At 72.0% G+C, this 14703-nt stretch carries 17 protein-coding genes and 1 tRNA gene; 11 read left to right on the top strand and 7 right to left on the bottom strand.

Translation table 11 applies throughout. From position 1 onward, the window contains the following. The first annotated feature begins 25 nt into the window (after positions 1–25). Together ABD352_RS48815 and ABD352_RS48810 are read left to right on the top strand one after the other, a co-directional pair. The gene (locus ABD352_RS48815) at positions 26–1012 is read left to right on the top strand and encodes an aldo/keto reductase (RefSeq protein ID WP_344619492.1); all 987 of its coding nucleotides are present in this window, start codon (positions 26–28) and stop codon (positions 1010–1012) included. Next, positions 1009–1572: a GNAT family N-acetyltransferase gene (locus ABD352_RS48810; protein WP_344619491.1), complete on the top strand. Its 564-nt coding sequence runs from the start codon at positions 1009–1011 to the stop codon at positions 1570–1572. Before ABD352_RS48815 ends, ABD352_RS48810 begins: the two co-directional genes overlap by 4 nt. 52 nt (positions 1573–1624) lie before the next feature. Here the strand turns inward: ABD352_RS48810 and ABD352_RS48805 are convergent, their stop codons facing one another. Further along, positions 1625–3184, bottom strand: coding sequence for an MFS transporter (locus tag ABD352_RS48805; protein ID WP_344619490.1), 1560 nt, complete (start codon positions 3182–3184; stop codon positions 1625–1627). 61 nt (positions 3185–3245) lie between these two features. Between ABD352_RS48805 and ABD352_RS48800 the strand changes: the two genes are divergently transcribed. From ABD352_RS48800 to ABD352_RS48785, 4 genes are all read left to right on the top strand, one after another. Next, entirely contained in the window at positions 3246–3695 is a 450-nt protein-coding gene (locus tag ABD352_RS48800; RefSeq protein WP_344619489.1) for a MarR family winged helix-turn-helix transcriptional regulator, read from the top strand. Positions 3696–3775: 80 nt separating this feature from the next. Then, positions 3776–4123 carry a hypothetical protein gene (locus ABD352_RS48795; protein WP_344619488.1) on the top strand — a complete coding sequence of 116 codons (348 nt, stop codon included), beginning with the start codon at positions 3776–3778 and terminating at the stop codon, positions 4121–4123. A gap of 62 nt (positions 4124–4185) precedes the next feature. Beyond that, positions 4186–4869: a response regulator transcription factor gene (locus ABD352_RS48790; protein ID WP_344619487.1), complete on the top strand. Its 684-nt coding sequence runs from the start codon at positions 4186–4188 to the stop codon at positions 4867–4869. After that, complete coding sequence (locus ABD352_RS48785) at positions 4862–5926, top strand: sensor histidine kinase (protein ID WP_344619486.1); 1065 nt, start codon at positions 4862–4864, stop codon at positions 5924–5926. The genes ABD352_RS48790 and ABD352_RS48785 overlap by 8 nt, the downstream gene beginning before the upstream one ends. On the opposite strand, the gene ABD352_RS48780 is transcribed toward ABD352_RS48785, so the two are convergent. After that, entirely contained in the window at positions 5862–6620 is a 759-nt protein-coding gene (locus ABD352_RS48780) for an S-methyl-5'-thioadenosine phosphorylase (protein WP_425553954.1), read from the bottom strand. The genes ABD352_RS48785 and ABD352_RS48780 overlap by 65 nt on opposite strands. A 289-nt stretch (positions 6621–6909) precedes the next feature. Here ABD352_RS48780 and ABD352_RS48775 point away from each other — a divergent pair, with 289 nt between their 5' ends. Together ABD352_RS48775 and ABD352_RS48770 are read left to right on the top strand one after the other, a co-directional pair. After that, positions 6910–7464, top strand: a complete 555-nt coding sequence (locus tag ABD352_RS48775; protein WP_344619484.1) for a YqgE/AlgH family protein — start codon at positions 6910–6912, stop codon at positions 7462–7464. 78 nt (positions 7465–7542) lie between these two features. Then, positions 7543–7615: transfer RNA gene (locus ABD352_RS48770), tRNA-Ala, on the top strand. A 707-nt stretch (positions 7616–8322) separates the two neighbouring features. Here the strand turns inward: ABD352_RS48770 and ABD352_RS48765 are convergent. The 3 genes from ABD352_RS48765 to ABD352_RS48755 form a co-directional block, all read right to left on the bottom strand. Beyond that, on the bottom strand, positions 8323–8700 hold the full coding sequence (locus tag ABD352_RS48765) for a helix-turn-helix domain-containing protein (protein WP_344619483.1): 378 nt from the start codon (positions 8698–8700) through the stop codon (positions 8323–8325). Continuing rightward, on the bottom strand, positions 8693–8818 hold the full coding sequence (locus tag ABD352_RS48760; protein WP_344619482.1) for a hypothetical protein: 126 nt from the start codon (positions 8816–8818) through the stop codon (positions 8693–8695). The genes ABD352_RS48765 and ABD352_RS48760 overlap by 8 nt, the downstream gene beginning before the upstream one ends. 288 nt (positions 8819–9106) lie before the next feature. Then, positions 9107–9616: a barstar family protein gene (locus tag ABD352_RS48755; protein ID WP_344619481.1), complete on the bottom strand. Its 510-nt coding sequence runs from the start codon at positions 9614–9616 to the stop codon at positions 9107–9109. 80 nt (positions 9617–9696) lie between these two features. Between ABD352_RS48755 and ABD352_RS48750 the strand changes: the two genes are divergently transcribed. After that, positions 9697–10062 carry an antibiotic biosynthesis monooxygenase family protein gene (locus tag ABD352_RS48750; RefSeq protein WP_344619480.1) on the top strand — a complete coding sequence of 122 codons (366 nt, stop codon included), beginning with the start codon at positions 9697–9699 and terminating at the stop codon, positions 10060–10062. 19 nt (positions 10063–10081) lie between these two features. Here ABD352_RS48750 and ABD352_RS48745 read toward each other — a convergent pair whose 3' ends face one another. Next, complete coding sequence (locus ABD352_RS48745) at positions 10082–10846, bottom strand: IclR family transcriptional regulator (protein WP_344619479.1); 765 nt, start codon at positions 10844–10846, stop codon at positions 10082–10084. Then, positions 10843–11616 (bottom strand): IclR family transcriptional regulator, encoded by a 774-nt coding sequence (locus ABD352_RS48740; RefSeq protein WP_344619478.1) that lies wholly within the window; start codon positions 11614–11616, stop codon positions 10843–10845. The genes ABD352_RS48745 and ABD352_RS48740 overlap by 4 nt, the downstream gene beginning before the upstream one ends. 276 nt (positions 11617–11892) lie before the next feature. Between ABD352_RS48740 and ABD352_RS48735 the strand changes: the two genes are divergently transcribed. Then, complete coding sequence (locus ABD352_RS48735; RefSeq protein ID WP_344619477.1) at positions 11893–13086, top strand: CaiB/BaiF CoA transferase family protein; 1194 nt, start codon at positions 11893–11895, stop codon at positions 13084–13086. Positions 13087–13221: 135 nt separating this feature from the next. Continuing rightward, complete coding sequence (locus ABD352_RS48730; RefSeq protein ID WP_344619476.1) at positions 13222–14670, top strand: dihydroorotase; 1449 nt, start codon at positions 13222–13224, stop codon at positions 14668–14670. Positions 14671–14703 lie beyond the last annotated feature (33 nt).

Raw genomic sequence — 14703 nt, 5'->3', positions numbered from 1 at the left:
CGCTCCAGGTGGCAGCGTGAGGGCCATGACGAAGACGCGATTCCTGGGACGCAGTGGCATCGAGGTCAGCGCGCTCGGCGTGGGCTGCTGGGCGATCGGCGGCCCCTTCTGGGCGGGCGAGCAGCCGCTCGGCTGGGGCGAGGTGGACGACGACGAGTCGATCCGGGCCATCCGCCGCGCGCTCGACCTCGGTGTCACGTTCTTCGACACCGCCAACGTCTACGGGGCCGGGCACAGCGAGCGGGTCCTCGCCCGCGCGCTGGAGGGCCGCCGCGACGAGGCGGTGATCGCCACCAAGTTCGGCGGCACCTTCGACGAGGTGACCCGCCAGGTCGGGCCGGACGACGGCAGCCCGGAGGGCCTGCGCCGGGCCGTGCACGAGTCGCTGCGCCGGCTCGGCACCGACCGCATCGACCTGTACCAGCTGCACATCAACGGCCTGCCGATCCCGCAGGCGCTGGACCTCGTGCCGGTGCTGGAGGAGCTGATCGAGCAGGGGCACATCCGGGCGTACGGCTGGAGCACCGACTTCCCCGAGCGGGCCGACGCGTTCGCCTCCGCCGGCGTGCACTGCGCCGCGATCCAGGCCGACATGTCGGTGCTGCGGGGCTCCTACGCGGTGCTGCCCGTCGCCGAGCGCCACGACCTGGCCGTGATCGTCCGCGGCCCGCTGGCCATGGGGCTGCTCGGCGGCCGCTACACGGCGGGGTCGGAGCTGCCGCGCGATGACGTGCGCGGGCTCAGTCCGGAGTGGATGACGTACTTCACCGACGGCCGCCCCACGCCCGAGTTCCTGGCCCGCATCGACGGCATCCGCCAGGTGCTGACCTCGGGCGGGCGCACGCTGGCGCAGGGCGCGCTGGCCTGGCTGTGGGCGTACGATGCCCGGACGGTGCCGATCCCGGGCTGCCGGACCGTCGCGCAGGTCGAGGAGAACGCCGGCGCGCTGGACCACGGCCCGCTGACGCCCGCCGAGCTGGCCGACGTGGAGAGGTTGATGGGCCGGGGATGAGACCCGCCGAGCTGCCCGCCGGGGCACTGCTGCGCCCGATCGAGCCGGGCGACGACGTGGCGCTGCGCGAGGTGAGCCTGCGCAACCGCGAGCGTTTCCGCCGGTCGTCGCCGGTTCAGCCGGAGTCGTACTGGACCCCCGAGGGGCAGCGCGGGCGGGTGGACACCGCGGTGCGCCGCAACGCCGCGGGCGAGGCGTGGACCTGCGTCATCGTCCGCGGCGAGGCGATCCTGGGCATGGTGTCGCTGAGCTCGATCGTGCGCGGCCCGTTCTGCAACGCGAGCATCGGCTACTGGATCGACGCGGCCGAGGAGGGCCGGGGCGTGATGTCCGCGGCCGTCGGCGCGGCCTGCGCGGTCGCCGAGGCCGAGCTCGGCCTGCACCGGGTGGAGGCCAGCACGCTGCCGGACAACATCGCCTCGCAGCGGGTGCTGGACAAGAACGGCTTCGAGCGCTTCGGCCGGGCCCGCAACTACCTCTACCTCAACGGGCAGTGGCAGGAGGCCGTGCTCTACCAGCGGATCCTGCACGACCGGCCGCCGACGCCCGGGTCGGCCTGAGCGGGCGCCGGCCCGCGTCCTGAGGAGGACGGGTAGCCGGCGGCCGATCCGTTCACCGCTGCGCGGCCAGCGCCGGCTCCTGCCGGGTCGACGGCGCCGGGGCGCGGCGGGCGCGGAAGGCGAGCACCAGTAGTACCGCTCCCAGGAAGGCGACGACCGCCGCGGACGCCGCGGTGACGTGCATGGCCGCGATGAACGCGGTGTTGGCCGACTCGGCGAGGTCGGGCCGGTGCAGCGCGTCCGCGACGGCCCGGGTGTGCTCGGCCGACGGCGCGGCCGCGTCCCGGGCGGCGGCGGGCAGGCCGGCCAGCGCGGGCTCGATCCGGTCCCGGTACGTCGCGGCGAGCACCGTCCCGAGCAGCGCGATGCCGAGCACGCTGCCGACCTGCCGGACGGTGTTGTTGACCGCCGACCCGGCGCCCATGCGGTCCAGCGGCAGCACCGCGATGACGGCGGCGACGGTCGGGGCGATGGTCAGGCCCATGGCCGTACCGCTGACGAAGCCCACCGCGCAGAACCAGAACAGCGGCGTATCCACGTCGAAGAGCAGGTTGGCCAGGAACGCCGCGGCGACGACGAGCAGGCCGCCCCCGCTGACCGGCCCGACGCCGAAGCGCCTGGCCAGCCGGGCGCCGAGCGGGGATCCGACCGCCACCCCGAGCGCGCCGGGCAGGAAGGCCAGGCCGGTGTCCAGGGCGCTCATCCCGCGGGCGCCCTGCAGGTAGAAGTTGCCGTAGAACATCTGCCCGGTGATGCCGAAGAACAGCGCGGCCAGCGCGAGGTTGCCGGCGCTGAACCGCCCGTTGCGGAACAGCCGTGGGTCGAACGACGGCTCGGGGGAGCGCCACTCGAAGACGGCGAACGCGGCGAGCAGCGCCAGGCCGGCCAGCACGGGGATCCACACCTGTGGGCGTGCCCAGTCGGTGTCCTGGCCGGCCTCGATCAGCCCGTAGGCGAGCGCGGCCAGGCCGGCGGTGGACAGCAGGAGCCCGATCGGGTCGGGGCGCCGACGCTGCGCGAGCTTCGGATTCGGTACCGCCACCGCGACGCCGATCAGCGCCAGCGCCACGACGGGGAGGTTCACCAGGAACACCGAGCCCCACCAGAAGTGGTCCACGAGCACCCCGCCGAGCAGCGGGCCCAGCGCGACGCCGACGCCGCTGGAGGCCGACCAGGCGGCGATCGCCCCGGCCCGCCGCTCGGGCGGGAACGTGGCGCCGATGATCGCCATCGAGGTCGGCATCATCATCGCGCCGCCCAGGCCCATCAGGCCGCGGGCCAGGATGAGGCCGGTGGCGTCGCCGGCCCAGGCCGCCCACACCGAGGCGGCGCCGAAGCAGAGCAGGCCCAGCACGAGGATCGTGCGGTGGCCGTAGCGGTCGCCGAGCGCGCCGGCGGCGAAGAGCGCGGTGGCGAAGAGCAGCGCGTACGAGCCGACGGCCCACTGCAGCTGGCCCGGCGTGGCGCCGAGGCCGGCGCGCGGGTCGGCGATGCGCTCCAGCGCGATGCCGAGGATGGTCGTGTCGATCCAGATGAGTACCGCGGCGAACACCAGCACCGACAGCACCCGGCGCTGGTTCGGTAGACTGATTGACAGGTCCCTGACGGCCATGTCGTCACACTCGCAAAATCGTCAGGTCCCTGTCAATAGTGCACGCGCGCACAATGGTCGGGTGACGACCGAAGACGCCTGCTCGACGTTCCTCGTCCGCCATGCCTGGCTGGCCCTGCGCGGGCACGTGGCCGAGGCGCTGGTCCAGCACGACCTGTCGGTGGCCCAGTTCGCGTCGCTGCTGATGCTCGACGAGGACCCGGGCATGTCCGTCGCCGACGTGGCCCGCAGGGTCTCCACCGCCCGGCAGTCGGCCAACGAGATGCTCGGCGGGCTGGAGCGGGCCGGCCTGGTCGAGCGGCGCCCGCACCCGACCGACCGGCGCTCCCAGCAGATCTTCCTGACCGAGGCCGGCCGGGCCCGTCTGGGCGAGACGCTGCCGATCGTCCAGGCCGTCGAGGGGCGCCTCAGTCAGGGCTTCACCCCGGACCAGCTGGCCGTCGTGAACGCCTGGCTGAGGCGGATGACCGAGGGGGCGGCAGCGGGCGGCGAAGAGATACCGACCCTCTGATCTTGCCTTGAGTGTGTCTCGCGTCACATCATGGAGTGGGCGGGAGGTGCGGCATGGAATTGCTCGGCGGCATTCAACGCATGGAACACGCTATCCAGACGCCGGTCGGCGACCCGGCGTGGCGGCCCGCGATGAGCCGCGCGGTGGCGCAGCTCAAGGCGGCGTTCGCCGAACATGACTCCGGGCTCTACGCCAAGGTGCTCGACGACGCGCCTCGGCTGGCCCACGACCTCGACGACCTCGTCGGCCATCACCGGTCGGTGTGGACCGCGCTGGACGAGTTCGAGGACCGGCTGCGCGACCCGGGGGCGGGCGAGGACCTGCGCTGGGAGGCCGATCGCCTCATCCAGGAGGTGTGGCAGTACCGGCAGAAGGGCGCGGATCTGCTGTACGAGGCCTACGAGACGGACATCGGCGGCGAGACCTGACGGTTCGCTTACGGCCCGCTCGCGCGCATGGTGCTCGGTTCCTCGCGCTCTACGCTCGAACGATGGGGCAGCGCGTGCTCGTCGTGGACGACGACCCGACCGTGAGCGACGTCGTCCGGCGGTACCTGGAGCGGGAGGACTTCGCCGTGCGCCTCGCCGGCGACGGCCGGGCCGCCCTGGACGCCTACCGGGCCGAGCGGCCCGACCTCGTGGTGCTCGACCTCATGCTGCCCGGCATCGACGGGCTGGAGGTCTGCCGCCGGCTGCGGGCCCAGGACCCGGGGCTGCCCATCATCATGCTCACGGCGCTGGGCGAGGAGTCCGACCGGGTGCTGGGCCTGGAGATCGGCGCCGACGACTACGTCACCAAGCCGTTCTCGCCCCGGGAGCTGGTGCTGCGGGTCCAGTCGGTGCTGCGCCGCGCCGCGCCCCCGCCGCCCCAGGCCGGCGAGCTGATCGACGGCGACCTGCGCATCGACGTGGCCCGGCGCATCGCCACCCTGCGCGGCGCCGAGCTGGCCCTCACCGTGCGCGAGTTCGACCTGCTGGTGTTCCTCATGCGCAACCCGGGCCGGGTCCTGCGCCGGGCCGAGCTGCTGGAGCAGGTGTGGGGCTGGACCTTCGGCGACCAGTCCACCGTCACCGTCCACATGCGACGGCTGCGGGAGAAGGTCGAGGACGACCCGGCCGAGCCCAAGCGCATCCTGACCGTCTGGGGCGTGGGGTACCGGTACGAATATGCGTGACGACCTGCACACCTTCCTGATGGCCCTCGGCGGGGCGCTGGCCGTCGCCGTGGCCGGCCTGGTCGCCCTGCGCGCGCTGCGCGGCCGGTCCGTCACCGCCCACATCGCGGTGCTCCTGCTGGTCACCGTGCTCAGCGTGCTCGCCGGCATCCTGGGCGCCGCCATGCGCATGTTCATCTCCGACCACGACCTGCACGTCCTGCTCATCGTGGTCGGCACGGCGGCCACGGTGTCGCTCGCGGTCGGGCTGTGGTCGGGCCGGCGGCTGGCCCGGGCGAGCATGTGGCAGGCCGAGGCCCGCGAGCGGGAGCGGGAGGCCGAGGCCCGGCGCCGGGAGCTGGTCGCCTGGGTCTCGCACGACCTGCGTACCCCGCTGGCCGGCCTGCGGGCCATGGCCGAGGCCCTCGACGACGGGGTCGTCTCCGACCCGGAGACCGTGGCCGACTACCACCGCCGGATCAGTGCCGAGACCGACCGCATGGCCGCGCTCGTCGACGACCTCTTCGAGCTGTCCCGGATCAGCGCCGGGGCGCTGCGGCTGTCGCTGGCCGACGTGCCCCTGGGCGACGTGGTCTCCGACGCCATCGCCTCGGCCTCGCCCCTCGCCGCCGCCGGGAACATCAGCATCGTGGCCGAGCCGTCCTCGGGCTGGCCGGTCGTGCGCGGCTCGGTGCCCGAGCTCTCGCGGGTCGTGGACAACCTCATCCGTAACGCCATCCGCTACACCCCGCCGGACGGCACGGTCACGGTCACGGGCGGCCAGGACGACACCGGCGGCTGGCTCGCGGTCAGCGACACCTGCGGCGGCATCCCGGAGGCCGACCTGCCCCGGGTCTTCGACGTGGCGTTTCGTGGGGGCACGGCGCGTACACCCGCGAAAAACGCCGGAGGGGGACTGGGCCTGGCCATCGTGCGTGGCCTGGTCGAGGCCCACCACGGCACCGTCGCCGCGGACAACGTGGGTGCCGGCTGCCGCTTCGTGGTGCGGCTGCCTACCGCAGACCGTCCAACGCGTGCTGACATGGGTCATCGGGCCGCCCCGGCAGGCGCGGGATGACGTCGAGCAGCACCCGGCGCAGGCGGGCGGTGTTCTCGCCGAACACCCGGAAGACCTCCTCCTGGGTGACGCCGTGGTCGCCCTCCACGCCGGCGTCGAGGTCGGTGACCAGCGCGATCGAGGTGTAGCAGAGGGCCAGCTCACGGGCCAGGACGGCCTCCGGGTGCCCGGTCATGTTCACCACCGCGCCGCCGATCGCCGTGAACCACCGCGACTCGGCCCGGGTCGAGAAGCGCGGCCCCTCGACCACCACCATCGTGCCGTCGCCGGCCTCGATGCCGTGCTCGGCGGCCACCTTCGTGACCACGTCCCGGCCCACCGCGCAGTACGGGTCGGCGAAGTTCACGTGGACGGCGCCCTCGTCGTAGTACGTCTGGACGCGCCCCGACGTCCGGTCGATCAGCTGGTCCGGCACCACGAACGTGCCCGGCCCGAGCTCGGGGCGAAGGCCGCCCACCGCGCACGGCGCCAGCACCTGGGCCACGCCGATCTCCTTCAGCGCCCACAGGTTCGCCCGGTATGGGATCCGGTGCGGCGGGAACCGGTGATCGCGCCCGTGCCGCGGAAGGAACGCGGTGCGCCGCCCGCCGACGGTGGCCACCGTGATCGGGTCCGACGGTGGGCCATACGGCGTGTCGACCACGTGTTCCTCGGCGTCGTCGAGCAGTGCGTAGAGCCCCGAACCGCCGATCACCGCAACGTCCGCGAGTGAGGTCACGGAACAGACCCTAACCGGGACGCGCGGGTCAGGCTATGGTGCGAGACATGACCCTCGCACCCCGCCTCGCGAAGATCCACCCGGCGCGCCCGATCATCGGCCGCCCGGTCGGTCATGTTTGCTGGTGGGGCTGATGTCCATGCACGGGGATCTCGGTGGGATGGAAGGACACTCGTCCGGTCAGCCCCCAACGGGCCGCGGCTCACCGCGCCCCGGCTCTTCGGGCACCGGCCGAGGCACGTCCAGACAGCGGCGAGGGAGGGCGATGGAGTCGTTGACCGGGCGCTTGCTGGTGGCGACGCCCGCGCTCCGCGACCCCAACTTCGAGCGGACCGTCGTCCTGGTGGTCGCGCACGAGGAGGGCGGCGCGCTGGGCGTCGTGCTCAACCGTGCGACCGAGGTCCAGGTGGCCGACGTCCTCGGCGGTTGGGGCGCGCTCGCGGGGGAGCCACCCGTGGTCTTCGAGGGCGGCCCGGTGCAGCCGGAGGCCGCCATCTGCCTGGCCCGCACCCGCCCCGGCGTGGAGGACCTCGCCGGCTTCAACCGCGTCTCCGGCGCCGTGGGCACGGTCGACCTCTCGGGCGACCCGGACCTCCTGGTTGCGGGCGTCCTGGGCGTGCGCGTCTTCGCCGGCTACGCGGGCTGGTCCCCGGGCCAGCTGGAGCGCGAGATCGAGGGCGGCTCGTGGTTCGTCTTCGACGCCCTGCCGAGCGACGCCTTCGCCCCCCGCCCGGACGACCTGTGGCAGATGGTCTTACGCCGCCAGGGCGGGCTGATGGCGGCCGTGGCGCACTATCCGGCGGACCCGACGCAGAACTGAGGGGGGTACCCGTTCGCCCCTCTCCGCCAGTGTGTGTACTATTCCTGAGTGCCCGCGAGAGCGGGTGAAACACCAGATGGGGCCGTGGCGCAGCTGGTAGCGCACCACACTGGCAGTGTGGGGGTCAGGGGTTCGAGTCCCCTCGGCTCCACCCATCGGAGGCGCACCCTGCTCAAAGGCGGGTGCGCCTTTTTCGCGTTGCGATGGGTGGGTTTTTCGCGCTCGCTTCGCTCGCTCCCCAATGGGGGAGCTTCGCTCCACCCAAACCCCCTCCGGCCGCCGCGGCTTGTGGTTGTCGGATGCTTGCGGCTTGTGCGGGGCTTTTCGGGCTCGCTTTGCTTCGCTCGGTCGAGAGCTTCGCTCACCCACGTCCCCGCCGGCCCCTGCGGCTTGTGGTTGTCGGATGCTTGCGGCTTGTGCGGGGCTTTTTGGGCTCGCTTTGCTTCGCTCGGTCGAGAGCTTCGCTCACCCGCGTCCCCTCCGGCCGCCGCGGCTTGTGGTTGTCGGATGCTTGCGGCTTGTGCGGGGCTTTTCGGGCTCGCTTTGCTTCGCTCGGTCGAGAGCTTCGCTCACCCACGTCCCCGCCGGCCGCCGCGGCTTGTGGTTGTCGGATGCTTGCGGCTTGTGCGGGGCTTTTCGGGCTCGCTTTGCTTCGCTCGGTCGAGAGCTTCGCTCACCCGCGTCCCCTCCGGCCGCCGCGGCTTGTGGTTGTCGGATGCTTGCGGCTTGTGCGGGGCTTTTTGGGCTCGCTTTGCTTCGCTCGGTCGAGAGCTTCGCTCACCCGCGTCCCCTCCGGCCGCCGCGGCTTGTGGTTGTCGGATGCTTGCGGCTTGTGCGGGGCTTTTTGGGCTCGCTTGTTCAGTGCCTGATCAAGGGGGTGAGGTCGATTTCGACGTCGTGGCCGGCGATTGTGACGACTACGCGGGGGCGGTCGCCGGCTGCGGCCAGGTAGCTGGCGAGTGTGGACAGCAGCATGTCGGGCCGGCTCTCGATGCGGCTGATCTCAGACTGTGCCACGCCCATGGCTTTGGCGAGTTCGACCTGTGTGAGGTCTGCTGCCTTGCGTACCGCGGCGAGGTTCTCGGCGTAGACGCGGTCGGCTTCGGCCATCTCGGCGCGGATGCTATCGACGCGCTCAGCGGCGCCACGCCGCGCTCGAAGCCGGGTGATGCGTGCCTGTGTGGCTTCGGTGCCGACGAACGTGGTGGGCTCGGAGTGGGCGGGCTGGTTAGTCATCGTCGCCTCCATCGGTCTGTCTGAGGTAGGCCGCGATCACCTGGTCGGCGCGGCTGCCGACACTGTTGTAGAACACGTCGCCCATCTGGGCCTTGTCGTTGCCGAACAACACGATCACCGGCGGGGCGTCGGGCGGGAACCAGACGATCAGGCGGATCGCGATGCCATCCCGGAACGGGTGCGACAGCCGCCAGACCTGATACCTGCCGGACTGGCGGACTCGCCGCAGTGTCGGGGTGTCGTCCGTCGGCGGCTCTTTGAGGTCTTGTAAGTACTCCAGCTGCGCAGCAACGATGTCGAGCTGTTCCTGCGCCCAGCCGTGTGCAGCGTCGGCTCGACGTTCGAGCTCGGTCAGCCACCTGTCGAACTCGCTCGACCAGTCGATCAGTACTCCTCCAATATAGCGTCAACAGCATATTCGCTGCTGCTGTCCGCTCCCCAACGGGGGAGCTTCGCTCCACCCAAACCCCCTCCAACCCTCTTGGCTTGCGCTGGTCCGAAGAGGTGCGGCCCGTTCGGGGCTTTTCGGGCTTGCTTCGCTCGCCCTCAGGGGGTCGGCATCGGCTCTTGCGATTTGGTGGTTGTTCTTCGCGGGGTGTCTGTGGTTTGGCGGGCCGGCTTGCTCTGTCAGTCGTGCAGGGTCAGCGTGAATCGGTTTGGGCGGGTTCTTGGTGCGGTCTTCGTCTTCGGCGCGGCGCAGGACGCGGATCAGGCCGTTGAATGCCTCCTCGCCGATTGCGGCCCGGCTTGCGCCGGCGTGGTGCCAGATCACCTCTGTCGGGCGGGCGACCTCGGTGCTGAGAAAGAGGGCGTCCAGGTTGTGTCCGTAGTACGGGCCGAAGTCGAACGCTTCGGCGAGTACCTTGTGCGCGTCTGCGGCGCTGTGGATGTTCAGCCCGTCAATCTCAAGGTGCACCGTGATCTCACTTCGGCAGTTGGTAGAAGGAGTGGTCCGACGCGACGTACGCCGGCTCGGACTCTTGTTCCGTCCCATCGATGGATGTGTTGCTAGTGTCGCACCGGGATCACCTACGGACGGGGGCGGCGATGATCGCGCGGGTGTGGCGGGGGTGGGCGCCGGCGGCGACGGCGGATGACTATCAGCGGCACTACGAGACCGAGGTTGCCTCGCATCTCGGGCGGGTGCCGGGGTTTCGCGGGGCCCGGCTGCTGCGGTCCGCCGACGGGGGTGAGGTGTTGTTCACCTCGGTCACGTACTTCGGCAGCATGGACGACGTGCGCGGGTTCGCCGGGGACGATCCGGACCTCGCCGTCGTCGAGGAGACTGCGCGGCAGGCGCTGAGCCGCTGGGACGAGCGGGTCAGTCATCACGAGGTGGCCGTCGACCTCCAGGGACCGTAGCGGCGGCCGCGTGTGAGCCTCAGGCCAGGATGCCGTGGCCCATCCGGCGCGAGAGGCGGGCAGTGACCTCGAGCAGCGCCGCGGCGCAGGGCTCCGGGCGGAAGCGGTCTGCCGGGCCGCAGACGCTCATCACCGCGCGGGGCTCGCCCCGGTAGTCCAGGATCGGGGCGGCCACCGAGGCGGTGCCGAGATCGCGCTCGCTCTCGGAGTGTGCCCAGCCGCGCGCGCGGATCTCTGCCAGGTCGGCGCGCAGCGCGTCCGGGTCGAGCGAGAGGTTGTCGTGCGGGGCCGCCAGGACCGTTTCGATGTCGGCGGGGGACAGGTGGGCCAGGAAGGCCTTGGAGCTGGCGCCGATGTGCAAGGGGAAGGGCACGCCGACGGTGACCTGGCGGACCACGTCGCGGTCGGGCAGGGCCTGCTCGACGTAGTAGCGGGTCAGGCCGGCGCGGCGGGAGAGGGTCACCGTCTCGTCGGTGGCGCGGCACAGCCACGGCAGCTCCGGCGCGGCCAGCGCGGTCACGTCGAGGCGCGAGAGGTACGAGTGGCTCAGCGTCAGCGCCGTCGGGCCGAGGCGGTAGCGGTGCGTCGTCTCGTCGATCTCCACCATGCCTCGGGCGCGCAGGGAGGTCAGCAGGCGGTGGACGGCGGCCTTCGACAGGGACAGCTTCTCGGCCAGCTGGGTCACGCCCAGGTCCGGCGCTTCGCTGCGCACGAAGCAGATCAGCACGTCCAGGGCGCGCTCGACGGTCGCGGCGGTGCCGCCGACGTCGGTCGTGTCCGTCATGCGGCCGCGTCCAGCTCGGCGGTGATGCGCGCGACCGTGGCCAGCAGGCGCTCGGCGTGCGCGTCGGCGTCGAAGCGGGCCTCGGGGCCGCAGACGCTCATCGCGGCGACGACCTCGCCGCCCTTGAGGATCGGCGCGGCGACGGCGGCCGCGCCGGCCTGGCGTTCCGAGGACGAACGGGCGTAGCCCAGCTCGCGGATCGTCTCCAGCTCGCGGCGCAGGCCGCGCGAGTCGGTACGGGTGTGCGGGGTGACCGGATCGAGCCGGCCGGCGAGGTACCGGTCGCGCTCGGCCTCTGGCAGGAACGCCAGGATCGCCTTCGACGACGCGCCGGCGTGCAGCGGGAATGGCACCGCCAGCTGCACCATCATCACGACCGGGCGGTCCGGCGTGACCTGCTCGACGTAGTAGCGCCGGTCGCCCGAGCGCACCGACAGGGTGGCGGTCTCCTGGCACTCGTCGCTGAGCGGGCGCAGCGCCGGGATGGCGGCGTCGGCGGCGACCAGGCCTCGTTGATAGCGCACGCCCATGCTGACCGCGAGCAGCCCGAGAGAGTAGCGGCGGGACTCCTCGTCGAGCTCGACGAGGTTGCGGCTGCGCAGGGTGGTGAGCACGCGGTGCACGGCCGGCTTGGACATGCCGAGTTCCTGGGCGATCTCGCTGACCCCGAGCGTGGCCGCGCGCACGGTGCTGAACAGCAGCAGCACGTCCAGCGCGCGGTCGACCGTGCTGGCCGGCGCGCGTTGCTCGGCGGGGGCGCTCTTCGGCATGCGGGCCGGCTCCTCGTCGAGGGGAACGTCAAGCGTCGTGCACCGGGATTCTACGGCCCGGCGCTTCATCGACTGCGCGAGCCGAGGATGTCGGCCACCCGTTCGACCTCCCCCAGCGTGTACCGATAATCGGTCTTTTGTTCCGCAGAACGGTACCGTCCTGGATTCCGGCAGGTCAATCAGCATTCGCAAGGCATTGACCCCGCCCGCCGTCGCCCCTAGAGTGCGTTGCAGGAACGCTGTTCCCCAAACCGGAACAGCTTCGGGGAGGCTTACATGACCGACGGCCCATTGACCGGTCTGCGCGTGATCGACGCGTCCACCGTGCTCGCCGGCCCCCTGCTGGCCCAGCTGCTCGGGGACTACGGCGCCGAGGTGGTGAAGATCGAGCACCCGGCCAAGCCCGACAGCATGCGCACGCACGGCCATCGCAAGGACGGCCACGGGCTGTGGTGGAAGATGGTCGGCCGCAACAAGCGCACGGTGGGCCTCTATCTCGGCGATCCGGACGTACGCGCCGTCTTCCTCGACCTCGTCGCCACCGCTGACGTGCTGGTGGAGAACTTCCGCCCCGGCACGCTGGAGCGCTGGGGCCTCGGCTGGGACGTGCTCAGCGAGGTCAACCCCCGCCTGATCCTGGTGCGGGTCACCGGCTTCGGCCAGACCGGCCCCTACTCCCGCCGCCCCGGGTTCGGCACGCTGGCCGAGGCGATGAGCGGCTTCGCGGCGATGACCGGCGAGCCCGACGGGCCGCCGACCCTGCCGCCGTTCGGCCTCGCCGACGCGGTCGCCGGCACGACCGGCTTCGGCGTCGTGCTCGCCGCCCTCTACCACCGCGACGCGCGTGGCGGGCGCGGCCAGGTCGTCGACCTCAACATCCTCGCGCCGCTGGTGCAGGTGCTCGGCCCGCAGCCGATCGCCTACGACCAGCTCGGCATCGTGCCCGCGCGCACCGGCAACCGCTCGGCCAACAACGCCCCTCGCAACACGTACCGCACCAAGGACGACCGCTGGGTCGCCATCTCCACCTCGGCCAACAGCATCGCCGCCCGGCTGCTGTCCCTGGTCGGACACCCCGAGGTCGTGGACGAGCCCTGGTTCTCCTCCGGCGCCGAGCGGGCCAAGCGCGTCGAGCTGCTCGACGGCTACGTCGGCGCCTGGGTCGCCGAGCGCACCCGGGACGAGGTGCTCGCCCAGTGCGAGGCCGCCGACGTCGCCGTGGCGCCCATCTACGACGTCGCCGACCTCGTCAACGATCCGCACGTCGTGGCCACCGACATGATCACCACCGTGGACGACCCTGACCTCGGGCCGGTGCGCATGTCCAACGTGGTCGCCAAGCTGTCGGAGACGCCGGGCTCGATCCGGTTCACCGGCCGTGCGCCGTACGCCGACACCGACGAGGTGCTGGAGGGTCTCGTGGAGCCGGAGACGCTGGCCGCGCTGCGTGAGCGGGGCGTGGCGGCGTGACCGCGTCCGCGGTGGATGCCGGCGAGAGCTGGGTGCGAATGAGCTCCGGTGGCCGTCTTGACGATGAAGTCGAGGCGGTCACCGGCCCCAGACCGATGACCCCCTGCTACGACGCCCGCCGAGAGGTGCACCACGATGCCGCATGACTTGATCATCACCAACGCACTCGTCGTCTCGCCCGATCGCGACGAGCCGGTCGCCGCGTCGATCGCCGTGGACGGCGGGAAGATCACCGCCGTCGGCGACGTCACCGGGGAGGCCCGGGTCGTGCACGACGCCGGTGGCAAGCTCGCCTTCCCCGGCGTCGTCGACGCCCACCAGCACTGGGGCATCTACAACCCGCTCAGCGAGGACGCCGAGACCGAGAGCCGCGCCTGCGCCCAGGGCGGGGTCACCTCCGGCCTGACGTACTTCCGCACCGGCCAGTACTACCTCAACCGCAGCGGCCCGTACGAGGACATGTTCCCCGACGTGCTCGCCGCCGTGCAGGGCCGCGCCCACGTCGACTACGGCTTCCACGTCGCGCCGATCCTGCGCCAGCACATCGACGAGATCCCGCTGCTCGTCGAGCGCCACGGCGTCACCTCCTTCAAGATCTTCATGTTCTACGGCGGGCACGGCCTGCACGGCAGCTCCGACGACCAGGCCAAGTTCCTCATGACCCCGCCCGACGAGCCGTACAACATCGCGCACTTCGAGTTCGTCATGCGCGGCATCGAGGCCACCCGCCGGCGCTTCCCGGAGCTGGCCGACCGCATCTCGCTGTCGCTGCACTGCGAGACCGCCGAGATCATGCGCGCCTACACCGACCAGGTCATGCGCGAGCGCACCGACCGCGGGCTGCGCGCCTACAGCGACGCCCGCCCGCCGCACTCGGAGGGCCTGGCCGTCACCATCGCCTCCTACCTGGCCCACGAGACGGGCCTGCCCACGATCAACCTGCTGCACCTGTCCTCGGCGAAGGCGTTCGAGGCGGCGATGCTCATGAAGTCGACGTTCCCGCACGTCGACTTCCGCCGCGAGGTCACCATCGGCCACCTGCTGACCGACGTGGACACCGCCCCCGACAACGGCGCGAAGGTGAACCCGCCGATCCGGCCCCGCGAGGACGTCGAGGCCCTGTGGGAGCACGTGCTGGCCGGGAACGTGGACTGGGTGGTCAGCGACCACGCCTGCTGCCGCGAGGAGGTCAAGTTCGGCGGGGACCGCGACGACGTCTTCGTGGGACACTCCGGCTTCGGCGGCACCGAGTACCTGCTGCCCGGCCTCGTCACCGAGGGCACCCGGCGCGGCCTGTCGCTGGGTCGCGTCGCCGCGCTCGTGGCGGACAACCCGGCCCGCCGCTACGGCCTGACCGGCAAGGGCCGCATCGCCGAGGGCTACGACGCCGACGTCGCGCTGGTCGACCCGCGGGTTGAGTGGACGGTGCGCGCCGCCGACTCGGAGTCGACCCAGGGGTACACCCCGTTCGAGGGCTTCGACATGACGGCCAAGGTGACCGACGTCTTCCTGCGCGGCGAGCCGATCCTCGCCGACGGCGCCGTCACCGGGTCCCCGCGGGGCCGCTACCTGCCGCGCAACTGATCGGCCGCGCGCCGCCGGCCCAGGTCAGGAGCC

The organism is Dactylosporangium salmoneum, assembly GCF_039532525.1.
Classification (GTDB): Bacteria; Actinomycetota; Actinomycetes; order Mycobacteriales; family Micromonosporaceae; genus Dactylosporangium; species Dactylosporangium salmoneum.
This window is presented reverse-complemented; position numbering and strand designations above follow the sequence as displayed.